Annotated in this window: 26 protein-coding genes; 13 read left to right on the top strand and 13 right to left on the bottom strand. The window is 71.5% G+C overall.

Features of this window, described 5'->3' with window-relative positions; all coding sequences use genetic code 11:
• The first annotated feature begins 10 nt into the window (after positions 1-10).
• The gene (locus tag ABD223_RS29630) at positions 11-1,114 is read left to right on the top strand and encodes a branched-chain amino acid aminotransferase (RefSeq protein WP_344039880.1); all 1,104 of its coding nucleotides are present in this window, start codon (positions 11-13) and stop codon (positions 1,112-1,114) included.
• Here the strand turns inward: ABD223_RS29630 and ABD223_RS29625 are convergent.
• From ABD223_RS29625 to cobU, 3 genes are read right to left on the bottom strand one after another with little or no spacing between them, the layout of a single operon-like run.
• Entirely contained in the window at positions 1,107-1,820 is a 714-nt protein-coding gene (locus ABD223_RS29625; RefSeq protein WP_344039879.1) for an adenosylcobinamide-GDP ribazoletransferase, read from the bottom strand. The two genes, ABD223_RS29630 and ABD223_RS29625, sit on opposite strands and share 8 nt — an antisense overlap.
• A 13-nt stretch (positions 1,821-1,833) precedes the next feature.
• Complete coding sequence (gene cobT, locus ABD223_RS29620) at positions 1,834-2,871, bottom strand: nicotinate-nucleotide--dimethylbenzimidazole phosphoribosyltransferase (RefSeq protein ID WP_344039878.1); 1,038 nt, start codon at positions 2,869-2,871, stop codon at positions 1,834-1,836.
• A complete protein-coding gene (gene cobU / locus ABD223_RS29615; protein ID WP_344039877.1) occupies positions 2,868-3,425 on the bottom strand; it encodes a bifunctional adenosylcobinamide kinase/adenosylcobinamide-phosphate guanylyltransferase in 558 nt (185 codons plus the stop codon). Before cobU ends, cobT begins: the two co-directional genes overlap by 4 nt.
• Positions 3,426-3,502: 77 nt before the next feature.
• Between cobU and ABD223_RS29610 the strand changes: the two genes are divergently transcribed.
• A complete protein-coding gene (locus ABD223_RS29610) occupies positions 3,503-3,703 on the top strand; it encodes a hypothetical protein (RefSeq protein WP_344039876.1) in 201 nt (66 codons plus the stop codon).
• 6 nt (positions 3,704-3,709) lie between these two features.
• Here the strand turns inward: ABD223_RS29610 and ABD223_RS29605 are convergent, their stop codons facing one another.
• Positions 3,710-4,030 carry a hypothetical protein gene (locus tag ABD223_RS29605; RefSeq protein ID WP_344039875.1) on the bottom strand — a complete coding sequence of 107 codons (321 nt, stop codon included), beginning with the start codon at positions 4,028-4,030 and terminating at the stop codon, positions 3,710-3,712.
• Between the two features lie 322 nt (positions 4,031-4,352).
• Here ABD223_RS29605 and ABD223_RS29600 point away from each other — a divergent pair, with 322 nt between their 5' ends.
• The gene (locus ABD223_RS29600; RefSeq protein ID WP_344039874.1) at positions 4,353-5,621 is read left to right on the top strand and encodes a helix-turn-helix domain-containing protein; all 1,269 of its coding nucleotides are present in this window, start codon (positions 4,353-4,355) and stop codon (positions 5,619-5,621) included.
• On the opposite strand, the gene cutA is transcribed toward ABD223_RS29600, so the two are convergent.
• Positions 5,605-5,931 carry a divalent-cation tolerance protein CutA gene (gene cutA, locus ABD223_RS29595; protein ID WP_344039873.1) on the bottom strand — a complete coding sequence of 109 codons (327 nt, stop codon included), beginning with the start codon at positions 5,929-5,931 and terminating at the stop codon, positions 5,605-5,607. The genes ABD223_RS29600 and cutA overlap by 17 nt on opposite strands.
• Positions 5,932-6,124: 193 nt before the next feature.
• On the opposite strand from cutA, the gene ABD223_RS29590 reads away from it, so the two are divergent.
• Positions 6,125-6,343, top strand: coding sequence for a DUF397 domain-containing protein (locus tag ABD223_RS29590; RefSeq protein ID WP_344039872.1), 219 nt, complete (start codon positions 6,125-6,127; stop codon positions 6,341-6,343).
• A 44-nt stretch (positions 6,344-6,387) separates the two neighbouring features.
• Here ABD223_RS29590 and ABD223_RS29585 read toward each other — a convergent pair whose 3' ends face one another.
• Positions 6,388-7,374: an aldo/keto reductase family protein gene (locus tag ABD223_RS29585; protein ID WP_344039871.1), complete on the bottom strand. Its 987-nt coding sequence runs from the start codon at positions 7,372-7,374 to the stop codon at positions 6,388-6,390.
• 67 nt (positions 7,375-7,441) lie between these two features.
• On the bottom strand, positions 7,442-8,083 hold the full coding sequence (locus tag ABD223_RS29580; RefSeq protein ID WP_344039870.1) for a DUF3043 domain-containing protein: 642 nt from the start codon (positions 8,081-8,083) through the stop codon (positions 7,442-7,444).
• A gap of 51 nt (positions 8,084-8,134) precedes the next feature.
• On the opposite strand from ABD223_RS29580, the gene ABD223_RS29575 reads away from it, so the two are divergent.
• Both ABD223_RS29575 and ABD223_RS29570 read left to right on the top strand, forming a co-directional pair.
• Positions 8,135-9,142 (top strand): glycerate kinase family protein, encoded by a 1,008-nt coding sequence (locus ABD223_RS29575; RefSeq protein ID WP_344039869.1) that lies wholly within the window; start codon positions 8,135-8,137, stop codon positions 9,140-9,142.
• A gap of 87 nt (positions 9,143-9,229) precedes the next feature.
• Positions 9,230-9,604, top strand: coding sequence for a HesB/IscA family protein (locus tag ABD223_RS29570; RefSeq protein WP_344039868.1), 375 nt, complete (start codon positions 9,230-9,232; stop codon positions 9,602-9,604).
• A gap of 151 nt (positions 9,605-9,755) precedes the next feature.
• Here the strand turns inward: ABD223_RS29570 and ABD223_RS29565 are convergent, their stop codons facing one another.
• Both ABD223_RS29565 and asnB read right to left on the bottom strand, forming a co-directional pair.
• A complete protein-coding gene (locus ABD223_RS29565; protein WP_344039867.1) occupies positions 9,756-9,926 on the bottom strand; it encodes a hypothetical protein in 171 nt (56 codons plus the stop codon).
• Between the two features lie 134 nt (positions 9,927-10,060).
• Positions 10,061-11,989 (bottom strand): asparagine synthase (glutamine-hydrolyzing), encoded by a 1,929-nt coding sequence (gene asnB, locus ABD223_RS29560; RefSeq protein WP_344039866.1) that lies wholly within the window; start codon positions 11,987-11,989, stop codon positions 10,061-10,063.
• Positions 11,990-12,180: 191 nt separating this feature from the next.
• Here asnB and ctaC point away from each other — a divergent pair, with 191 nt between their 5' ends.
• Both ctaC and ABD223_RS29550 read left to right on the top strand, forming a co-directional pair.
• Positions 12,181-13,116, top strand: a complete 936-nt coding sequence (gene ctaC / locus ABD223_RS29555) for an aa3-type cytochrome oxidase subunit II (protein WP_344039865.1) — start codon at positions 12,181-12,183, stop codon at positions 13,114-13,116.
• A 12-nt stretch (positions 13,117-13,128) separates the two neighbouring features.
• Positions 13,129-13,545, top strand: coding sequence for a cytochrome c oxidase subunit 4 (locus tag ABD223_RS29550; RefSeq protein WP_344039864.1), 417 nt, complete (start codon positions 13,129-13,131; stop codon positions 13,543-13,545).
• An 86-nt stretch (positions 13,546-13,631) separates the two neighbouring features.
• Here the strand turns inward: ABD223_RS29550 and ABD223_RS29545 are convergent, their stop codons facing one another.
• A complete protein-coding gene (locus ABD223_RS29545; protein WP_344039863.1) occupies positions 13,632-14,297 on the bottom strand; it encodes a lysophospholipid acyltransferase family protein in 666 nt (221 codons plus the stop codon).
• Positions 14,298-14,355: 58 nt separating this feature from the next.
• Here ABD223_RS29545 and ABD223_RS29540 point away from each other — a divergent pair, with 58 nt between their 5' ends.
• The gene (locus tag ABD223_RS29540) at positions 14,356-14,535 is read left to right on the top strand and encodes a hypothetical protein (protein WP_344039862.1); all 180 of its coding nucleotides are present in this window, start codon (positions 14,356-14,358) and stop codon (positions 14,533-14,535) included.
• Between the two features lie 55 nt (positions 14,536-14,590).
• Here the strand turns inward: ABD223_RS29540 and trpD are convergent, their stop codons facing one another.
• The 3 genes from trpD to ABD223_RS29525 are packed head-to-tail and all read right to left on the bottom strand — an operon-like array spanning position 14,591 to position 16,499.
• The gene (gene trpD, locus ABD223_RS29535; protein ID WP_344039861.1) at positions 14,591-15,640 is read right to left on the bottom strand and encodes an anthranilate phosphoribosyltransferase; all 1,050 of its coding nucleotides are present in this window, start codon (positions 15,638-15,640) and stop codon (positions 14,591-14,593) included.
• 5 nt (positions 15,641-15,645) lie between these two features.
• On the bottom strand, positions 15,646-16,056 hold the full coding sequence (locus ABD223_RS29530; RefSeq protein WP_344039860.1) for a hypothetical protein: 411 nt from the start codon (positions 16,054-16,056) through the stop codon (positions 15,646-15,648).
• A gap of 50 nt (positions 16,057-16,106) precedes the next feature.
• Positions 16,107-16,499: a hypothetical protein gene (locus ABD223_RS29525; protein WP_344039859.1), complete on the bottom strand. Its 393-nt coding sequence runs from the start codon at positions 16,497-16,499 to the stop codon at positions 16,107-16,109.
• A gap of 84 nt (positions 16,500-16,583) precedes the next feature.
• Here ABD223_RS29525 and ctaE point away from each other — a divergent pair, with 84 nt between their 5' ends.
• From ctaE to qcrB, 4 genes are read left to right on the top strand one after another with little or no spacing between them, the layout of a single operon-like run.
• Positions 16,584-17,192 carry an aa3-type cytochrome oxidase subunit III gene (gene ctaE / locus ABD223_RS29520; RefSeq protein ID WP_344039858.1) on the top strand — a complete coding sequence of 203 codons (609 nt, stop codon included), beginning with the start codon at positions 16,584-16,586 and terminating at the stop codon, positions 17,190-17,192.
• A 44-nt stretch (positions 17,193-17,236) separates the two neighbouring features.
• Positions 17,237-18,046 carry a cytochrome bc1 complex diheme cytochrome c subunit gene (gene qcrC / locus ABD223_RS29515; RefSeq protein WP_344039857.1) on the top strand — a complete coding sequence of 270 codons (810 nt, stop codon included), beginning with the start codon at positions 17,237-17,239 and terminating at the stop codon, positions 18,044-18,046.
• Positions 18,043-19,167: a cytochrome bc1 complex Rieske iron-sulfur subunit gene (gene qcrA, locus ABD223_RS29510; protein ID WP_344039856.1), complete on the top strand. Its 1,125-nt coding sequence runs from the start codon at positions 18,043-18,045 to the stop codon at positions 19,165-19,167. Before qcrC ends, qcrA begins: the two co-directional genes overlap by 4 nt.
• Complete coding sequence (gene qcrB / locus ABD223_RS29505; protein WP_344039855.1) at positions 19,164-20,837, top strand: cytochrome bc1 complex cytochrome b subunit; 1,674 nt, start codon at positions 19,164-19,166, stop codon at positions 20,835-20,837. Before qcrA ends, qcrB begins: the two co-directional genes overlap by 4 nt.
• Positions 20,838-20,909: the final 72 nt, after the last annotated feature.

The following is a 20,909-nucleotide window of genomic DNA, read 5'->3' as shown; positions in this document are numbered from 1 at the left end:
GTGTGCTGCCATGACGACAGCGTTGCCTTTCACCCGGACCCCCAACCCGCACCCGGCGACCCCGGAGCGCGTTGCGGAGGTACTCGCGAAGCCGGGCTTCGGGCAGCACTTCACCGACCACATGGTGACGATCCGCTGGAACCGCGAACAGGGCTGGCACGACGCGGCTGTCGAGCCCTACCACTCGCTGGAGCTGGACCCGGCGGCCATGGTGCTGCACTACGGCCAGGCGATCTTCGAAGGGCTCAAGGCGTACCGCCTGCCCGACGGCTCGATCGCCTCCTTCCGCCCCGAGGCGAACGCCGAGCGCTTCCGCGCCTCGGCCCGCCGCATGGCGATGCCCGAACTGACCGACGAGCTGTTCCTGGGTTCGCTCCGGGAACTGCTGGCCGTCGACGAGCGCTGGGTGCCCGAGGGCGGCGGCGAGGAGTCGCTGTACCTGCGGCCCTACCTGTTCGCCACCGAGCGGGGCCTGGGCGTGCGGCCGTCGGGGGAGTACCTCTACGTGCTCATCGCCTCGCCCGCCGGCTCGTACTTCACCGGCGGCCTGAAGCCGGTGACGGTGTGGCTGTCGACCGAGTACGTCCGCGCGGCGCCCGGCGGCACCGGCGCGGCGAAGTTCGCGGGCAACTACGCGGCGTCCCTCGTGGCGCAGGCGCAGGCCGCCTCGGAGGGCTGCGACCAGGTCGTGTGGCTGGACGCCGTGGAGCGCCGCTGGGTCGAGGAGATGGGCGGGATGAACCTGTTCTTCGTCCTCGGCTCCGGCGACGACGCGCGCGTGGTGACGCCGGAGCTGTCCGGCTCGCTGCTGCCGGGCATCACCCGCGACTCGCTGCTCCAGCTCGCGCGCGACTTCGGCCACGGTGTGGAGGAGCGCCGGATCTCCACCGAGGAGTGGGAGAAGAAGGCGGGGTCCGGCGAGCTGACCGAGGTGTTCGCCTGCGGCACGGCCGCGGTGATCACGCCGGTCGGGCACGTCAAGCACGCGGACGGCGAGTTCTCGATCTCCGGCGGTCGCGCCGGCGAGGTGTCCATGAAGCTGCGCGGGCACCTGACCGGCATCCAGCAGGGCACGGTCGAGGACCGGCACGGCTGGATGTCGAAGATCAACTGAGGGTCGGTCCGAGGGCGCAGACCGCCAGCACCGCGAGCGTGGCGGTCTCGCAGGCCGCGCCGAGCACGTCGCCGGTGATCCCGCCGAAGCGCCTGCGCGCGTGCCCGACGAGCAGCAGCACGAGCCCGGCCGCGAGCACCACCGCGGCCGGGCCGAGCCACGGGTGGACGAGGAAACCGGCCACCGCCAGCGCGACCCACCACCCGGCGGCCGCCCACCGCGACTGGGAGCCCGCCACCAGCGCGCCCAGCCCCTCGGGCCGGGCCGCCGGGACGCCGCGCAGGCAGCACAGCGCGAACGCGGCCCGCCCGGCGGTCACCGCCAGCACCACCGCGCCCCACCCGACCACCGGCAGGGCGGCGGCCTGCGCGCCCAGCACCACGACCAGCGCGACCACGGCGAACGGACCCGCGCCCCCGTCGCGCATGACGGCCAGCGCCCGCTCGGGCGGCCCGTAGCAGCCCAGCCCGTCGACGGTGTCCGCGAGCCCGTCCAGGTGCATCCCGCGCGTGGCCAGCGCGAGGAAGCCCACCACGAGGAAACCGCCGAGCAGCCCCGGCAGCACGGCGAGCAGCCCCGCGGCGACCGCGCCCAGCAGGACGCCCACCAGCGGCGCGAGGGCGATGGCCCGCCGCGCCGCCCGCGCGTCGACGTCACCGGCGAGGCGGACCGGCAGCACGGTCAGCAGCGACAGCGCCAGGCGCATCAGGCGGGACCCATCAGGCCGGCCCGGAGACGCCCGCGCTGTCGAAGGTCGCCATCTCGGCCAGGACCCGCGTCGCCATGACCACCAGCGGCAGCGCGGCCACCGCGCCCGAACCCTCGCCGAGCCGCATGTCGAACTCCAGCAGCGGCTCCAGCCCCAGGTGGTTCAGCGCCAGCGCGTGCGAGGGCTCCGCCGACAGGTGCCCGGCCACCCACCACTCGCGGGCCCCCGGCGCCAGCTCCTCGGCGACCACGGCCGCCGCGCCGGTCACCACGCCGTCCAGCACCACGGGCGTCCTGCGCACCGCCGCCTGGGCCAGGAAACCCGCCATCGCGGCGATGTCCGCGCCCGACGACCGGCCCAGCAGCGCCACCGGGTCGTTGATCACCGGCCGGGCGCGGCGCAGCGCGTCCCGGATCGCGGCGGTCTTGCGCATCCAGCCCCGGTCGTCCACCCCGGTGCCCCGGCCGACCACGGCCACCGGCTCCGACCCGGTCAGCGCGGCGATCAGCACCGCCGCCGGCGTCGTGTTGCCGATGCCCATGTCACCGGCGATGAGCAGGTCCGCGCCGCCGTCGACCTCGTCGTCCACCAGCTTGCGGCCGACCTCGATCGCGCGCTCGGCCTCCTCGGGCGTCAGCGCGTCCTCGCGGTCGATCGACCCGGAGCCGCGGCGCACCTTCTCGTCGCCGACGGCCGTGTCGGCGTCCACCGCCACGTCCACCACGCGCACCGTCGCGCCCGCCACGTTGGCCAGCACGTTCACCGCCGCGCCGCCCGCCAGGAAGTTGGCCACCATCTGCCCGGTGACCTCGCTCGGGTAGGCGGACACGCCGTGCCGCGCCACCCCGTGGTCACCGGCGAACACCACCACCCGCGGCCGGGTGAACGGCCTCGGCGGGCACGTGCCCTGGCACGCGGCCACCCACGCGCCCAACTCCTCCAGCTTGCCGAGCGAGCCAACGGGCTTGGTCAGCACCGCGTGGCGGCTCACCGCCTGGCGGCGAGCGGCGCCGCTGGGCGGCTCGACGGGCGGGAACTCGATGGTCACCGACTACCTCCGGCTTCGCGCAAGTGCAGTGGGATCCCGGCGACGACCAGCAGCACCTCGTCGCACACCTCGGCCAGCCGCGCGTTGAGCGAGCCGAGCTGATCGCGGAAGAGCCTGCCAGAGCGGGTCCCGGGCACGACGCCGAGGCCGACCTCGGCGGAGACGAGGACCAGCCGGCTGCGCGTGCTCCCGACCGCGCGCACCAGCTCGTCGCACCCCGCCTCGACCCGTGCCGGGTCGCGACCCTCCCACGCGTCGGCGTCGTCCAGCAGGCCCGTGAGCCACGTGGCCAGGTCGTCGACCAGGATCGGCGGGTCGTCCGGGGTGGTGGCGGTGAGCAGCGCGGGCAGGTCGCCGGGCGCGGGCGCCTCCACCGTGGTCCACGTGACCGGGCGGCGGGCGACGTGCAGGGCGATCCGCTCCTCCCAGTCGGGGTCGTCGGGGTAGCGGCGCGCTGTGGCGACGTAAGTCACCACGGGGTCGGTGAGGAGGCCCTCGGCATGGGCCGACTTGCCCGACCGCGCGCCGCCTAGGACCAGTGTCCGACGCGTCACACCACACCCCATCCGTTCGACGAGCACATAGCCTGACCGGGAACGTTACCCGCAGGACATCCTGGGAGGAGGCCGTTGTGGACTACCGGTGGCGGTACCAGGACGAGGAGGGCCGCGAGGTCGACGGCCCGGACGTGGCGTTCGCGGACCAGGGCGAGGCGGAGGACTGGTTCAGCGAGGTGTGGGCGGAGCTGCGGTCGTCCGGTGTGGCCCAGGTGACGTTGCTGCGCGCCGAGTCCGAGGTCTACGGGCCGATGTCGCTTTCGCCGGTGGAGTAGGGCTTTTCAGGCTTTCGCGGGTGCGCGGCGCTGGAGTTGGCGCACCAGTTTCGAGGCCGGGGTCGCCAGGTGTGCGCAGGGTTGGCGGATCGGGGGTTTGGCGACGGGCATCCCTTCGGGCCAGCCGGGCCAGTGCCGGGTGCGGTCGGGGATGAGCCAGGGGGCGCCCCGGCTGTCGCGGTCGGCGAGGATCTCGTCCGCGTAGGCGATGCCCGCGCCGTGGGGGAGTTCGACGAGTCGCGGGTCTTCTGACGTTTCCTCGCTCCACATCGCGATGTAGGGGACGACGAGACGCGCCCGGTCCTTTTCCGTGGTTGGTGATGACATCGGTGTTCCTGCTCCTGTCCTACGACATCGGAGGTGCTGCCGTCGAGTTCCGGAAGAATGTGATGGGGAGGTGTGCGCGATCGTCGCCTCCTCGCTGTGCCGCCGTTGCGTAGGAGCAACATTGTCGGAGGCCGCGGATGGGTGTCGCCCGCTATTGGGGCGGTGACTACTTTCTGCCGGACCGGTGTTGTTGCCCGTGGCAAGGGTGAGCGTCAGACCGTTTGGGCGGAGTCGCCGCCAGAGGGGGCCATGTCGCAGGGGGTGGCCAGGACCGGGGGCCACAATGATGGCGTCTCACCTGCTCAGCGGTCAGGGTGGTCACATGCACGAGCCAGCGGGCATTGGAGAGCTGTTGCGCCGCCTTCGGCGCGAAGCCGGTCGCTCTCAGAGTGAACAGGCCGATGTCTTGTCCGAGCGTGCCGGTCGTGCGGTCACTCGCAATGAAGTGTCCCGTTGGGAATCCGGAAAGCGGATGCCGACGCCTTACTGGCAGCAGCATTGCGCTGACAGCTTCGGCGTCCCGGTGAGCATCTTGAAGCAAGCGGTCGCCACGGCCAAGGCCAAGCGTCGGCTCGGTCGACAAGAGCACCATGGAGGGGATGACGTGCAGCGGCGAGAATTTTTCGGGACGATGGCGGGGTTGGCGGTGTCCTTGCCCGGTGCCGTGCGATCGGGGACGGGTCCTCGACTCGGCATGGGCGACGTGCGGACGATGCTCGTGCGCACTGCCAGGCTCCGCCGCCTGGACGACTACCTCGGCGGTGCGGATACCGTCCACCTCTACGCCACCGAGTTGGCGGCGACCACGAAGCTGGTGCGCGATGCCAGTTGCACGGCCGCGGTCCGCAAGGCTTGTGCGGCTGTCATCGCCGAACAAGCGCAGCTCGCCGGGTGGGCGGCCTTCGACGCCGGGATGCACGACGTGGCGAAGCGGTACCACACCACCGGTTTCACTGCGGCCAGGGAAGCCGAGGACCCGGTACTGGCGGGCAACGCCCTCTCGTTCCTCGCTTATCAGCAGGTTGCTGTCGGCAAGCCGGACGTCGAGACGGACGCGGCCTCGTACGCCACCGCCGAGTGCCGCGCCACGCCAAAGGTGCGAGCGTTGTTGTTGGACCGCATGGCTTGGACGCACGCTGTCGCCGGTCAGGCCGATGCGGCCGACCGCGCCCTGGCCGAGGCGGCGGAAGTCGTCCGCAGGCAGGATGATCGTCCTGAGCCTGACTGGGTCTTCTGGGTCGACGAAGACGAAATCAAGATCATGGCTGGGCGGTGCTGGACGCAACTGCGGCGTCCGCTTCGCGCTGTGCCCGTCTTGGCGGACGTGCTCAGTCGCTACGGCGACACCCATGCCCGCGACAAGGCGATGTACCTGACCTCCCTCGCCCATGCGTACCTCGACGCCAGGGAGGTCGAACAGGCCGCCGCCGTCACCGAACACGCTGTACGACTGGCAGGCGGGGTGGGGTCGGTGCGCCCTGTGGAGAAGATCCAGGAGGTCGTGCGGCGGTTGAAGCCGCATCGCTCGTCGCCGGCGGTGGCCGAGGCGATCGAGTCTGCGGCCCTGCCGGCCGCTACCCCTCGGGGTTGACCGTCTTGCGCAGCCAGGCGAGGTAGTCCTCGGACGCGGCGGCCAGCGGCACGGCCGTCACCTCCGGGTTGTCCCAGGGGTGCTCACGCCGCAGGTGCGCCTCCAGCCCGGGGTAGCGCTCGACCGTGGTCTTCAGGGTCACCTGCCACTCCTCGCCCTCGCCCTGCTCGCCCAGGTGCCGGAAGAACGACGTCACCGGGCCGGACACGTGCGCGCTCGCCGCCAGGCGGCCGGCGACGGCGGAGCGGGCCAGGTGGGTCGCCGCCTCGCGGTCGGCGGCTGTCGTGGTCACCTGGAGGAAGTCGGCCATGGCCGTCAGGCTAGTGCTCGCCGGCGGGGCTTCGGCGACCGGCGAAGGGGGTTCGGGTGGGCGCGTTCGGCGTCGAGCCGGTGCGGTAGGTCCCCCGTCCACCTTCTGAGACGCGGGAGTCTAGGAAGAGCGGAACCGGCAGTTATCGTGAGCGCGAATCGCTGACCTGCGATAACGCTAGGAGAACCGGCACGTGTCGAGGGATGACCCCGCCCCGGGAGAGGGCCGGTGGCGCACGAGCAGCCACAGCGGGCAGGACGAGGGCGGCGTGGAGGTCGGCGTCCCGGCCGGTCCCGAGCCCGACGGGGTGTTCGTCCGGGACGCGAAGGACCCCGGCGGGGGTCGGCTGACCTTCCCGGCACGCTCGTTCGCGGCCTTCATCAAGGCCCAAAGGGGTCCTGACCGGCGATGAAGCGAACGGGGCACCCCCAGCGAGGCGCCCCGTTCCTCACGCGGTCACGGCGTGATGGTCAGCCGCGGGTCGGACTCGACGGAGTCGCCGAGCACCTCGTCGATCTTGGCCAGCAGCTCGGCCTCCAGCTTCACGCCGGCGGCCTTCACGTTCTCGTGCACCTGCTCCGGCCGGGACGCGCCGATGATCGCGGACGCCACGTTCGGGTTCTGGAGCACCCACGCCACGGCCAGCTGGGCCAGCGACAGGCCCGCCTCCTCGGCCAGCGGCTTGAGCCGCTGGACCTTCTCCAGCACCTCGTCGTTCAGGAACCGGGCGATGAACTTCGAGCCGGTCTCGTCGGTCGCGCGCGAGCCCTCCGGCAGCGGCTGCCCAGGCAGGTACTTGCCGGTCAGCACGCCCTGCGCGATGGGCGACCAGACGATCTGGCTGATGCCCTCGCGCTCCGAGGTCGGCACGACCTGGGACTCGATGACGCGCCACAGCATCGAGTACTGCGGCTGGTTGGAGATGAACGGGATCTTCAGCTCGCGCGCCAGCGCCGCGCCCTGCGCGATCTGGTCCGCGTTCCACTCGGAGACGCCGATGTAGAGCACCTTGCCCTGCCGCACCAGGTCGGCGAAGGCGAGCATGGTCTCCTCCAGCGGCACGGTCCGGTCGAACCGGTGCGCCTGGTAGAGGTCGACGTAGTCGGTCTGGAGCCGCTTGAGCGAGCCGTTGATGGACTCCGCGATGTGCTTGCGCCCCAGGCCCTTGTCGTTGGGGCCGCCCGGACCGGTCGGCCAGAAGACCTTCGTGAAGATCTCCAACGACTCGCGGCGCTGCCCGGCCAGCGCGCGGCCCAGCACGGACTCGGCCTTGGTGTTGGCGTAGACGTCCGCGGTGTCGAAGGTGGTGATGCCCGCGTCGAGCGCGGCGCGCACGCAGGCGGTCGCCTGCTCCTCCTCGACCTGGGAACCGTGGGTGAGCCAGTTGCCGTACGAGATCTCGCTGATGTTCAGGCCACTGCGGCCGAGGCGTCGGAACTCCATGGCGACGAGTCTAATGAGGATTCGTTCGGCAAGCTAATGAACTGTTCGGGCCGGCCCTCGAACCCCGTCAGACCTTGTCGCCGGGGCTCACGCGCGGCTTCGGGACGCGGAGGCGGCGGAGCTGGCTGGCCCGGATGAACGAGTACCAGCCGATCGACAGGCCGCGCGACGTGTCGCTCGGGAACTTCAGCCGCACGCGCCGGTTGACCAGCCGGCCCAGCACGAAGCCCTCCACGATCATCGCCAGCAGCATGAACGTGGTGAGCAGCGTGGCGTACTGCTGGATCGCGGGTGACGGCACGAGCAGCGCCACGAACACCAGGATCGCCAGCGGCATGAACAGGCCCATGAGGTTGCGGCGCGAGTCGACCACGTCCCGGATGTAGGCCTTCACCGGGCCGCGGTCGCGGGGGAGCAGGTACTTGTCCTCGCCCGCCATCATGCGCTGCCTGCGCTCGACGGCCGCGGCGCGGCGCTCCTCCTTCGACACCTTGCTCCCGCTGCCGCGCGAGCGCTTGAACGCCTCGCGCTGGGTGCGGGGCGGCGGCGGCACCGGGCCGCGACGCTTGCCCTCGGCCTCGCGGCGCTTGGGCGTGGGCCGACCCTTGCCCGGTGTGCGTCCGGGTTCCGCGGCGGTCACCTCCGGGGTGCTGTCCTCGGTGGTGGCGGTCTCGGCGGCTTCGTCGGCGTTGCGGCGCAGGAACCTCACCCCACCAGAGTAGGAGATGGTTCGATAAGTACTGTTCGCGAGGTGCGAGTTGTGATCGCCCCCGACTGCTTCGGCGGCACGCTGACCGCCCGCGAGGTCGCCGAGGCCGTGGCCGAGGGCTGGCGGCGCGCCGCGCCCGGCGACGAGCTGAGCCTGCGCCCGCTGGCCGACGGCGGCCCCGGCTTCGTGGACGTGCTGCACACCGCCCTCGGCGGTGTGGTGCGCACCACCACCGTCACCGGCCCCCTGGGCGACCCGGTGGAGGCCAGGTGGCTGGAGCACGACGGCACCGCCTACCTGGAGTCCGCCCAGGCGTGCGGCCTGCACCTGATCCCGCCCGACCTGCGCCCGCGCACCGCCGAGACCGCCACCACCAGGGGCGTCGGCGAGCTGCTCAACGCCGCGCGGGAGGCGCGCACCATCGTCGTGGGCCTCGGCGGCTCGGGCACCACGGACGGCGGCGAGGGGATGCGCGCGACCGCCGGCGCCGTCACCGCCAGGCTGGTGGTCGCCTCGGACGTGGAGAACCCGCTGCTCGGCCCGCACGGCGCGGCCCGCACGTTCGGACCGCAGAAGGGCGCGTCGCCCGAGGCCGTCGAGCGCCTGGAGGCCCGGCTCGCGGCCATGGCGGAGCTGGCGGCCGTGCGCGACCGGCCCGGCGCGGGCGCCGCGGGCGGCCTGGGCGCGGGGCTGATGGCGCTCGGCGCGGGCACCGTGTCCGGCGCGGGCCTGGTCCGCGAGCTGACCGGCCTCGACGCGGCGCTGGACCACGCCGACCTGGCGGTCACGGGTGAGGGGAGCTTCGACTGGCAGTCGCTGCGCGGCAAGCTCGTCACCGCCGTGGCCAGGGGCGCGGCCGAGCGCGGCCTGCCGTGCGTGGTGCTCGCCGGGCAGGTCTCGGTCGGCAGGCGGGAGGCGGCGGCGGTCGGCGTGCGGGACGCCCACGCGGTCGCCGAGCACGCCGGCTCGGTCGAGCGGAGCCTGGCCGACCCGGCGGGCACCCTCGCCGACCTGGCCGCTCACGTCGCGAGGCAGTGGTCACACCCCCGCGCCACGTAGCTGTGGGACCATGGAGAGCGGAACAAAGCGGGTGCTGCCCGTGTTACCCGGGTAGAGATGCCCGCAAAGGACCTCTGAGGGAGAGCCATGACGACCGCTCAGGACGCCGCAGCCACCACTCCGGACGCCCCGCCGACCCACGGTGTGACGCTCACCGACGCGGCGGCCGCCAAGGCCAAGGCGCTGCTCGACCAGGAGGGGCGCGACGACATGCACCTGCGCATCGCCGTCCAGCCCGGTGGCTGCGCGGGGCTGCGCTACCAGCTGTTCTTCGACGAGCGCACGCTGGACGGCGACGCCCTGCGCGACTTCGGCGGCATGAAGGTGGCCGTCGACCGCATGAGCGCCCCGTACGTCGAGGGCGCCGTGATCGACTTCGTGGACACGATCGAGAAGCAGGGCTTCACGATCGACAACCCGAACGCCGGCGGCTCCTGCGCCTGCGGCGACTCGTTCCACTGAATCGAGCGCCGAACCGCTGAACGCGGAAAAGGCCCCCGCTCCGGCGGGGGCCTTTCGCGTGTTCGGGGTGCCGGCGGACGAGAGCCGGGAGCCGTCAGGTCGGCCGGGCGGCGTCAGGCCGGACGAGGGCCGTCAGGCCGGCCGGGAGGCGTCAGACGTACGCGTCCAGGTCCGCGACCTGCGCGTAGTTCGCGTCGTCCACCTGCCAGGGCGCCGCGGCGCCCGGCTCGGGCGGCGTCGGCCCGGTCACCCGCAGCTCCTCCGGGAGCGCGGTGCAGTCGTCGATCAGCTCGGCCAGGGTGTTCGCCTCAGGGGTGCTCACCCGTCGACCGTATTCGTGAAAACCGCTTGACAACAGCCCTACCGGGCGGTAGTCGCCCGGCGGGAGACGGAGAGGGCCCCCGGCGCGCGGTGGCGGCGGGGGCCCTCGGAAGACCGGGTCAGCACTTGACCGGGTCAGAGCTTGACCGGGTACTGCGGCTCCGGGATGGCGGGGCGGATCCGGCCCTCGACGAAGATCCCGTGCCAGATCATGAACATCAGCAGCGCCCAGATCCGGCGGCTGTTGTCCGCCACGCCCGACCGGTGCTCCTCGATGACCCGGAGCACCCCGTCCTTGTTGATGTACTGGTCGGTCTGCGACTGGCGCACGTGGTCCACCGCCCAGTCGTGCATCTCGTCCTTCAGCCAGTGCCGGATCGGCACCGGGAAGCCCAGCTTGCGGCGGTTCAGCACGTGCGCGGGCACGATGTCGCGGATCGCCCGGCGCAGCGCGTGCTTGGTGGTCTCCCGGGTGAGCTTCAGCTCCGACGGCACCTGCGAGGCGATCCGGAACACCTCGTTGTCCAGGAACGGCACCCGCAGCTCCAGCGAGTTCGCCATGGTCACCTTGTCGGCCTTGACCAGGATGTCGCCGCGCAGCCAGGTGAACAGGTCGACGTGCTGCATCCGGGTCACCGGGTCCCAGTCCGCCGACTCGCGGTACGCCTGGGCGGTCACGTCCTGGTGCGACACGTTCGGGTCGTAGGTGCGCAGCACCTGCCGCAGCTGGTCGTCCATGAAGATGCGGGCGTTGCCGTAGTAGCGCTCCTCCAGGGTCAGCGCGCCCCGCCGCAGCAGGTCCTTGCCGCGCACGCCCTGCGGGATCTTCGTGGACACCTTGCCCATGGCCTTGCGCAGCGTGGTCGGCACCTTGTCGAACGGCGCCAGCGACAGCGGCTCGCGGTAGATCGTGTAGCCGCCGAACAGCTCGTCCGCGCCCTCGCCCGACAGCACGACCTTCACGTGCCGGCGCGCCTCGCGCGCGATGAACCACAGCGGCACCAGCGCCGGGTCCGCCACCGGGTCGTCCAGGTACCAGGTGATCAGCGGCAGCGCGTCCATCATCTCCTGCGCCGTCACCGCCCGGACCACGTGCTTCACGCCGATCGCGGCGGCCGACTCGGCGGCCACGTCGATCTCCGAGTAGCCCTGCCGCTGGAAGCCGGTGGTGAACGTGATCAGGTCCGGGTTGTGCTCCTTGGCCAGCGCCGCGACCACCGTCGAGTCGATGCCGCCGGACAGGAACGAGCCGACCGTCACGTCGGCGCGCATGTGCTTGGCCACCGAGTCCCGCAGCGCCTCGGTGATCTCGTCGTACAGGCGGTCCTCGTCGGCCTGGCCGCGCACCGCGCGGGGCCGGAACGTCGCCGGGAAGTACCGCTCGACCACCGGCTCGCCACCCGGCGCGACCGTGAACGACGTGCCGGACTCGATGCGGTGCACGCGGCTGTGGAGGGACTCCGGCTCGGGCACGTACTGGAGGATGAAGTAGTGCTGGAGGGCCTTCTCGTCGACCTCCGGCCGGATGCCGATGGCGGGCGCCAGCTCCAGCACGGACTTCTTCTCGCTGGAGAACGCCACGCCGCCCGGCCCGACCGCGTAGTACAGCGGCTTGATGCCGAACGGGTCGCGCGCGCCGAAGACCACGCGCCGCGCCTTGTCCCAGATCAGGAAGGCGAACATGCCCCGCAGCTTCGCCACCGCCGAGGGACCCCAGTAGTGGTACGCCGCGACGATCGTCTCGGTGTCGCCGTCGGTGGCGAACTGCGCGCCGAACTGCTTGGTCAGCTCCGCCCGCAGCTCCAGGTAGTTGTAGATCTCGCCGTTGAACAGGATCGCGTACCGGCCCTGCGCCTCGGGCGGACCCCAGTGCAGCGGCTGGTGCGAGTGCTCGATGTCGATGATGGACAGGCGGTTGAAGCCGAAGACGACCTCACCGCCCTGCCACGTGCCGCTCTCGTCGGGGCCGCGGTGCCGCATGCAGCGCAATGCCCCCGCCACCGCCGGGCGCGCTCGTCGTGCCTCGTCTTCGCCAGGGCAAACCAGTCCTACCAGGCCGCACACGCCGTAACACCTTTCGAGTCGTGTGGAGAAGAACCCAGTATGCCGGGGGTGCTCCGTGTGACCGAAACTGCACCGCACGGGTGCGGCCCCCGAGGGGTGGGCCCCATTGAGCTGGGTTACGCTCCCGCATGATCCGGCAAGGGCGGTTTCCCTTGCCCGCGAGCTTGAAAGCAGCGAGGAGGCGGCGAGCAGTGGGCCTGAAGGAGGGCACCAGGGCAGCCCGGCCGGCGAAGGTCGGAGGGCTGGTCGGCCTGGTCGGCGTCGGGGCCACGGGTTGCTCCACGGAAGAGGTGATGCGCTTCGGCTGGCCGGTTGGGGTCACCCCCCAGGCCGAGGCGATGCGCGAGCTGTGGACGTGGTCCGTCGTCGCCGCGCTCGCGGTCGGCGTCATCGTGTGGGGCCTCATCCTCTGGTCGGTGGCGTTCCACCGCAAGAAGAGCGATGAGCTGCCCCGCCAGGTCGCCTACAACCTGCCGCTGGAGATCGTCCTGGTCGTCGTGCCGACGATCATCGTCGCCGTGCTGTTCTACTTCACCGCGGTGACGCAGAACTACGTCATCCGGGAGACCGACGACCCCGACGTGACGGTCGACGTCATCGGGTTCCAGTGGAACTGGGAGTTCCGCTACCCGGAGCACAAGCTGGAGGACAACGCCGAGCTGCCGGTGAGCACCGTCGGCACGTCCGGCGAGATCCCGCTCCTCGTGCTGCCGCAGGGTCGCTCGATCCGGTTCAACCTGGAGTCGACGGACGTCATCCACTCGTTCTTCGTGCCGGAGTTCCACTTCAAGCGGGACGTGTTCCCGGAGCCGAAGAAGAACAACCAGGACAACTCGTTCGAGATCGAGCGGATCGACCGGACCGGCTCGTTCGTCGGCCGCTGCGCCGAGCTGTGCGGCACCTACCACGCGGTGATGAACTTCGAGGTCAGGGCACTGGAGCAGGGCGACTTCGACCGGTACATGGAGCTGCGGAAGCAGACCAACGAGGCGACCGGCCAGCCGTACACCGCGGCCGAGGCGCTGACCGAGTTGGACTGCGGCGAGCTGTGCACGCCGCACGCCGTGACCACCAAGCCCTTCGACACCGACCGCGACGTCCGCGAGGCGTCCGGCGGCGGGAACTAGGAGGACGCCGCGATGAAGGTCGAAGCACGCATTTTCGACTTGGTGATGGCGTTCTCGTTCCTGATGGCCGTCGTGTACGGCTACTGGACGTGGGCGGACACCGACCACGTTGAGCCCACCGGCACGGTGGCGCTGGCGCTGACCGGCGGCCTGGCGCTGATCGTGGGCACGTACTTCCGGTTCGTGGCCCGGCGCATCGAGGTGCGGCCCGAGGACAACGCGAACGCCGAGGTCAGCGACGGCGCGGGCGACCTGGGCTTCTTCAGCCCGGGCAGCTACTGGCCGATCGGCCTGGCGGCCGCCGCGGCGCTGGCCGGCCTGGCGCTGGCGTTCTGGCACGTGTGGCTGCTGGTGATCGCGGTCGTGCTGGTGCTGATCGCGGTCGGCGGCCTGGTGTTCGAGTACCACACGGGCCCGAGCCACGACTGAAGTCCTTCCGCCCGAAGAGGGCCGTCACCCCGTCCGGGTGACGGCCCTCTTCGGCGTTCCGGCCCGGTGCTCGGGCGCGGCGGGGCTCAGGCCGCCTGCGTGTTCTGGTAGCTGTCGACGTACTCCTGCCCGGACAGCTCCAGGATCCGGTAGACGACCTCGTCGGTGACCGCGCGGAGCACCGGCAGCGACTCCTGCATGCCCGCGTAGCGGTCGAAGCGCAGCGGCTCGCCGAACCGGATGGTCACGGGCCGCACCCGGGGCAGCCTCGCGTCCACCGGCTGGACCTCGTCGGTGCCGATCAGGCCGACCGGGACGACCGGCGCGCCGGACTCCAGGGCCAGGCGCGCGACGCCCGTGCGCCCGCGGTGCAGGCGGCCGTCCAGCGACCGCGTCCCCTCCGGGTAGATGGCGAACGCCCCGCCGGTGTCCAGGACGGCCTTGGCGGTGTCCAGCGAGGCCCTGGCGGCCCGGCCGAGGCCGCGGCGCACGGGGACGTGGCCCAGGGAGCCGAAGAAGTAGCGGGAGAGCGCGCCCTTGACGCCCTGGCCGTCGAAGTACTCGGCCTTGGCGAGGAAGGAGACGCGGCGCGGCACCACCATGGGGATGACGATGCTGTCGATGAACGAGAGGTGGTTGGGCGCCAGGATGACCGGGCCGGTCGCGGGCAGGTTCTCCAGGCCTTCGACCGAGGGTCGGTAGATCAGGCGCGCCGTGGGCGCCACCACGCGTTTCATCACCGTGTAGAGCATGTGCCCAGGATGAACCCAGCCCGTCACACCGGGGCGAAAAGGTGTCCCGCGTCTCGCGGTGGCGGTGCGGCGGCGCGCCCGCGGTGGTAACACCCGGCCGGGCGCCGCCGACGACCCGGTGACGCCGCCCCCGACCCCGGCTGCGAGGTCTCGATCCGTCGTGCAGGGCAACGCGGCGCGCGGCCTCGCCCGGTTCGACGAGGACCGGGGCCGGAAGCTGCACCCGGCGGCGTTCTAGGCGGGCGGTCGGGCGTTCCGGGCAGGTGAGTCCCCCTGGGGCCGGTCAGGGCCGGTCAGGGGCCGAGCGTCGCCTTCAGCTCCGTCGACCGGGCCGCCCACCGCCGCAGCAGGTCCGCCGCCGCGCCGGAGTCGATCGCCTCGCCCGCCCGCCCCAGCGCCGCCACCAGGTCGGCCTCCAGGTCGCCGGACAGCCCCTCGTGCGCCGCGATCGCGCCGGCCGCGTTGAGCACCACCGCGTCGCGCACCGCGCCCGGCTTCCCGCCCACCAGCTCCCGCACGACCTCGGCGTTCACCGACGCGTCCCCGCCCTTGAGGTCCTCGGGCCGCGCCGGCGGCACGCCCAGCCGCGCCGGGTCGACCCGGTCCCGCCGCACCTCGCCGCCGTCGACCACCCACACCGCGGTCGTGGTCGTGGTGGTGATCTCGTCCAGGCCGTCGTCGCCGCGCACGACCAGCGCGGTGCTGCCGCGGCGCGCCAGGACGCCCGCGATCAGCGGCGCCGCGCTCTCCCGCGCGCACCCGATCAGGCCGACGCGGGGCTGCGCCGGGTTCGTCAGCGGCCCGAGCAGGTTGAACACCGTCGGGATGCCGATCTCCCGGCGGGGCGCGCCCGCGTGCCGGAAACCGGGGTGGAACACCGGCGCGAAGCAGAACCCGATGCCCAGCTCGGACACGGTCCGCTGCACGCCGAGCGGCGGCAGGTCGATGGCCACGCCCAGCGCCTCCAGCACGTCCGCCGTCCCGCACTGGGACGACGCCGCGCGGTTGCCGTGCTTGACCACCGGCACCCCGGCGGAGGCGGCGACCAGCGTCGCCATCGTCGAGATGTTCACCGAGCCGGAGTGGTCACCGCCCGTGCCGACGATGTCCGCCGCCCGGCCGGGCACCTCGAACCGGCGGGCGTGGTGCAGCATCATCTTGGCGAGGCCGTCGACCTCCTCGGGCGTCTCGCCCTTCGCGCGCAGCGCCACCGCGAAGCCCGCCACCTGCGCCGGGGTCGCGGCCCCGGTCATGACCTGGTCCATCGCCCACGACGTGTCCTCCTCGGACAGGTCGGTCCCGGCGATGAGCTGGTTCAGCAGTAACGGCCAGGTGCGCTCCACGGCGATCAACCGCGCACGGCCGGCAGCGCCGTCGAGCGCAGCACCTCGGCCACGGTCTCGGCGGCGGCCAGCGGGTCGAGCGGGTGCACGAGCACCGCGTCCGCCTGCGACCACGTCGCCAGCCACCGGTCGTCCTTGCGACGCACCGCGACCACGATCGGGGGGCAGTCGGTGATCTCGTTCTTCAGCTGCCGCGACAGCCCCATGCCGCCGGTCGGCTGCGCCTCGCCGTCGAGGATCGCGAGGTCGATCCCGCCTTTGTCCATCTCGTACAGGACCTCGGCGACCGCCCCCACCTCGACGTAGTCGACGCGGCCCAGGTCCGGCGCGGGACGGCGGCCCACCGCGGTGACGATCGTCTCACGCACCTCGGGGCGGTGGCTGAACACCAGGATCCGGGTCTTCTGCGTGCTCATCTGCGCGTCCTCCGGCGGGTCGGGTGCCAGGTGACGGAGATGTTATCCGGCTAACGCGCTGTGACCTGAAGCGCGTCCCACCCGATCCAGTCGCCGCCCAGCCGCTGCGCCAGCCCGGCCATCCTGGCCCGCTCCTGGGCGCAGTGCAGCGCGTCCAGCCGCTGCACCCGCAGGGCGTGCACGCGGTCGCCCACGCGCAGCTCCCAGCCGTCCGGCGTGAGCAGCTCGCGGGCGCGTTCTACCTGGTCAGGGGGTAGTTCGAGGTGGTGCCGCAGCACCGCGGGCTCGTCGGCGCGCCACCCGGGCGACCGCGCCAGCGCCGCCGAGTCGGCCTCCGCGAGGTCGAACGCCTCCACGACCACCACCAGTCCGGGTGAATCGATCCGCAGCGCGGGTCCGCCCCCGCCGCGCAGCCGTCCGCGCAACCTGCCCAGCAACCCCATGACCGCACCCACCGCTCCGTGTGACCCAGATGACCAGCGCACCCGCCCGGACCCGATGGGCGGGGCGAAAACCTGCAAGCAATAATGCGTCGTGTGACAACGGCAGCGCCCTCAATCGGCCAGCGCGTGCACTCGCTGAACCGCCCGAACATGGTCAGCGTCGGCACGATCGTGTGGCTGTCCAGTGAGCTCATGTTCTTCGCGGGGCTCTTCGCCATGTTCTTCACGGTGAAGGCCCAGAACGAGGGCCCGTGGCCCCCGGCTCCCACCCACCTGAACGTGCCCTACGCCCTGGTGTTCACCACCATCCTGGTGCTGTCCTCGTTCACCTGCCAGTGGGGCGTGTTCGCGGCCGAGCGGGGCGACGTCTTCGGGCTGCGCCGCTGGTACCTGCTGACGCTGATCATGGGCGCGATCTTCGTGGGCGGCCAGGCGTACGAGTACGTCCAGCTGGTCGAGCACGGCACGACCATCCCGGGCTCGGCCTACGGCACGGTCTTCTACCTGACGACCGGCTTCCACGGCCTGCACGTGATCGGCGGTCTGATCGCGTTCGGCTACCTGCTGGTCCGCACGAAGCTGAGCAAGTTCACGCCCGCGCAGGCGACCTCCGCGATCGTCGTGTCCTACTACTGGCACTTCGTCGACGTCGTCTGGATCGGCTTGTTCGCCGTCATCTACATCGTGCCCTGACCAGCAAGAACCCCGAACTCACACCAGCAAGGGTTGCCGCACACATGACCACCAACACCACACGGGCCCGGAAGCGCAGCACCAAGCTGCGCAGGCGGATCTCGGGCCTGCTCGCGCTGGGCTTCGCGCTGCTGTCCGCGGGCTTCCTGTTCAGCGCCCTGGCGCCGCAGCCGCAGACCGCGGTGGCGCAGGACGACCCGGCGCAGGTGCGGCTGGGCGAGCAGCTCTACAACAACACCTGCATCAGCTGTCACGGCAAGAACCTCGACGGCGTCGAGGGGCGCGGCCCGAGCCTGATCGGCGTGGGCGAGGCCGCCGTCTACTTCCAGGTCTCCTCCGGCCGCATGCCGATGGCGCGGCAGGAGGCGCAGGCCCTGCGCAAGCCCGCCAAGTTCACCCCCGAGGAGATCGACGCGCTCGGCGCGTTCATCCAGTCCCGCGGCGGCGGCCCCCGGTCCCCCGAGGAGACCGGCGCCGAGCTGCGCGGTGACGACCCGGCCCGGGGTGGCGAGCTGTTCCGGCTCAACTGCGCGGCGTGCCACAACTTCACCGGTCGCGGCGGGGCGCTGTCGTCCGGCAAGTTCGCGCCCGAGCTGGAGGGCGTGACCGAGGAGCAGATCTACACGGCCATGCAGACGGGCCCGCAGAACATGCCGAAGTTCTCCGACCGGCAGCTCACGCCGGAGGAGAAGGAAGACATCATCGCGTACATCAAGTCGGTGTCCGACGGGAACAACAACCCCGGCGGCGCCCCCCTCGGCGGCCTCGGGCCGGTATCGGAGGGTCTGATCGCGTTCATCGTGGGTATCGCCGCCCTGATCGGCGTGACCCTCTGGATCGGAGCCAAGGCATGAGCGGCGAGAAGCCGACCAACCTGCCCGGCGAGGCGGAACTCGCCGGCATGAGCAGGGACGAGCTGGTCAAGCTCGGCACCAACATGGACGGCGTGGAGATCGTCCACTACGAGGAGCGCTGGCCGGTCAAGGGCACGCGCGCCGAGAAGCGCGCCGAGCGCCTGGTCGCCCTGTGGTTCCTGATCTCCGCGCTCTCCGGCATCGCGTTCCTGGTCGCCTTCATCTGGTGGCCGTGGAAGTACGAGACGCCCCGCACCGACGCGCACTTCCTGTACAGCCTGTACACGCCGATCATCGGCCTCACCCTGGGCCTGGCCGTCACGGCGCTGGGCGTGGGCGCGCTGCTGTACACGAAGAAGTTCATCCCCGAGGAGCTGTCCGTCCAGCAGCGCCACGACGGCGGCTCGGCCGAGGTGGACAAGGCGACCGTGCTGGCCGAGCTGGCCGACGCGGGCGACCGCAGCACCATCGCCCGCCGGTCGCTCATCAAGCGCACCGCGGGCCTGGGCGCCGGCGTGTTCGGCATCGGCGTGGCGGCGCTGCCGCTGGGCAGCCTCATCCGCGACCCGTGGAAGGACAGCGACAACAAGGACTCGCTGTGGCACACGGGCTGGAAGTCGGAGAACGGCGAGAAGGTCTACCTGCGCAACTACACGGGCGACCCGCACGAGGTGCAGCTGGTCCGCCCGGAGGACCTGGACGCCGGCGGCTACATGACCGTCTTCCCGTTCCGCGAGTCCGAGCGCGAGGACGAGCACGCCCTCATCGTGGCGACCAAGCGGGTCGACGCCCCGGTCCTGCTGCTGCGCTTCCGCCCCGGCCAGGAGATCGTCAAGCGGGCCGGCCAGGAGGACTTCAACTACGGCGACCTGTACGCCTACTCGAAGATCTGCACCCACCTGGGCTGCCCGGCGTCGCTGTACGAGCAGCAGACCGGTCTGCTGCTGTGCCCGTGCCACCAGTCGCAGTTCGACGTCTTCCACTACGGCAAGCCGCGCTTCGGCCCCGCGACCCGCGCCCTTCCCCAGCTTCCGATCACGGTGGACGAAGAGGGATACTTGATTGCCCGCAGCGACTTCATCGAGGCTGTGGGTCCGGCGTTCTGGGAGCGTAAGTCATGAGCGGCATCACCACGCCGACGAAGCGGCAAGGAGCGGCCGCCCGGGTGACGGGCGGCGCCGCGAAGTGGGCTGACGACCGCTTCCACATGGCCTCGGGCATGCGGAAGCAGCTGAACAAGGTCTTCCCGACCCACTGGTCGTTCCTGCTGGGCGAGATCGCCCTCTACAGCTTCATCATCCTGCTGCTGTCCGGCACGTACCTGGCGTTGTTCTTCGATCCCTCCATGGAGGAGATCATCTACGACGGGACGTTCCAGAACCTCCAGGGCATCCCGATGTCCCGCGCGTTCGAGTCGACGCTGGAGATCTCGTTCGAAGTGCGCGGCGGCCTGTTCGTGCGGCAGGTCCACCACTGGGCGGCCCTGCTGTTCATGGGCGCGATCGTCATCCACATGTTCCGGATCTTCTTCACGGGCGCGTTCCGCCGCCCGCGTGAGATCAACTGGGTCATCGGCATCGTGCTGTTCATGCTCGGCGCGATCGAGGGCTTCCTCGGCTACTCGCTGCCCGACGACCTGCTGTCCGGCACCGGCCTGCGGGTGATGGCGGGCCTGCTGCTGTCGTTCCCGGTCATCGGCACCTGGCTGAACTGGTTGGCCTTCGGCGGCGAGTTCCCGGGCACGGAGATCATCCCGCGGTTCTACACGCTGCACATCCTGGTCATCCCGGCCATCATCCTGGCGCTGGTCGCGGCGCACCTGGCGCTGGTCTGGTACCAGAAGCACACCCAGTTCCCGGGCGTGGGCCGCAAGGAGACCAACGTCGTCGGCGTGCGCATCATGCCGGTGTTCGCGGCCAAGGGCGGCGGCTTCTTCGCCATCGTCGTGGGCGTCACGGCGATCATGGGCGGCGTGTTCCAGATCAACCCGGTGTGGAACTTCGGCCCGTACAACGCGGGTCACATCTCGGCGGGCTCCCAGCCCGACTGGTACATGGGCTGGACCGACGGCCTGGTCCGCATCTGGCCCGCGTGGGAGCTGTACCTGGGCAATTACACGGTGCCCGAGCCGTTCCTGCCGTTCATGCTGGGCCTGCCGCTGCTGACCGGCATCGCCGCGGTCTACCCGTGGATCGAGCGGAAGCTCACCAAGGACTACGCGCACCACAACCTGCTCCAGCGCCCGCGCGACGTGCCGGTCCGCACCTCGCTGGGCGTCATGGCCATCACGTACTTCATGGTGCTGCTGGTCATGGGCGCGAACGACATCTTCGCGTACAAGTTCGACGTCTCGTTGAACGCGACGACGTGGATGGGCCGCATCGGCCTGCTGGTGCTGCCGCCGCTGGCGTACTTCCTCACCTACCGGCTCTGCATCGGCCTCCAGCGGGCCGACCGCGAGGTGCTGGAGCACGGCGTGGAGACCGGCATCATCAAGCGGCTGCCGCACGGCGAGTTCATCGAGGTCCACCAGCCGCTGGGCCCGGTGGACGACCACGGCCACCCGCTGCCGCTGGAGTACCAGGCGGCGCCGGTGCCGAAGAAGATGAACAAGCTGGGGTCGGCCGGGCACCCGGTGCCGGGCAGCTTCCTGACCCCGGACCCGCCGGAGGAGACGACGGCGCTGACCCGTGCGCGGGCCGAGCGCGGCGTCTCGGGGAACGACGCGCTGAGCGGCGAGAACGCGTCCGCGGGCGAACTGGCCGGCAAGCCGTCCCAACCCGAGGACTGACCAACACCACACGGGCCCGGCTGCACCCCTCTTCTTCAGGGGTGCAGCCGGGCCCAAGTGCTTCCGCAAACG

The organism is Saccharothrix xinjiangensis (assembly GCF_039527585.1).
GTDB classification, from domain to species: Bacteria; Actinomycetota; Actinomycetes; order Mycobacteriales; family Pseudonocardiaceae; genus Actinosynnema; species Actinosynnema xinjiangensis.
This window is presented reverse-complemented; position numbering and strand designations above follow the sequence as displayed.

Bases quoted from the DNA above. Each gene is read 5' to 3' on its own strand.
- ABD223_RS29630 (WP_344039880.1), top strand. From the start codon at position 11: ATGACGACAGCGTTGCCTTTCACCCGGACCCCCAACCCGCACCCGGCG.
- ABD223_RS29625 (WP_344039879.1), bottom strand. From the start codon at position 1,820: ATGCGCCTGGCGCTGTCGCTGCTGACCGTGCTGCCGGTCCGCCTCGCC.
- ABD223_RS29605 (WP_344039875.1), bottom strand. From the start codon at position 4,030: ATGTCATCACCAACCACGGAAAAGGACCGGGCGCGTCTCGTCGTCCCC.
- ABD223_RS29600 (WP_344039874.1), top strand. From the start codon at position 4,353: ATGCACGAGCCAGCGGGCATTGGAGAGCTGTTGCGCCGCCTTCGGCGC.
- cutA (WP_344039873.1), bottom strand. From the start codon at position 5,931: ATGGCCGACTTCCTCCAGGTGACCACGACAGCCGCCGACCGCGAGGCG.
- ABD223_RS29585 (WP_344039871.1), bottom strand. From the start codon at position 7,374: ATGGAGTTCCGACGCCTCGGCCGCAGTGGCCTGAACATCAGCGAGATC.
- ABD223_RS29570 (WP_344039868.1), top strand. From the start codon at position 9,230: ATGACGACCGCTCAGGACGCCGCAGCCACCACTCCGGACGCCCCGCCG.
- ABD223_RS29550 (WP_344039864.1), top strand. From the start codon at position 13,129: ATGAAGGTCGAAGCACGCATTTTCGACTTGGTGATGGCGTTCTCGTTC.
- ABD223_RS29545 (WP_344039863.1), bottom strand. From the start codon at position 14,297: ATGCTCTACACGGTGATGAAACGCGTGGTGGCGCCCACGGCGCGCCTG.
- ABD223_RS29530 (WP_344039860.1), bottom strand. From the start codon at position 16,056: ATGAGCACGCAGAAGACCCGGATCCTGGTGTTCAGCCACCGCCCCGAG.
- ABD223_RS29525 (WP_344039859.1), bottom strand. From the start codon at position 16,499: ATGGGGTTGCTGGGCAGGTTGCGCGGACGGCTGCGCGGCGGGGGCGGA.
- ctaE (WP_344039858.1), top strand. From the start codon at position 16,584: ATGCGTCGTGTGACAACGGCAGCGCCCTCAATCGGCCAGCGCGTGCAC.
- qcrC (WP_344039857.1), top strand. From the start codon at position 17,237: ATGACCACCAACACCACACGGGCCCGGAAGCGCAGCACCAAGCTGCGC.
- qcrA (WP_344039856.1), top strand. From the start codon at position 18,043: ATGAGCGGCGAGAAGCCGACCAACCTGCCCGGCGAGGCGGAACTCGCC.
- qcrB (WP_344039855.1), top strand. From the start codon at position 19,164: ATGAGCGGCATCACCACGCCGACGAAGCGGCAAGGAGCGGCCGCCCGG.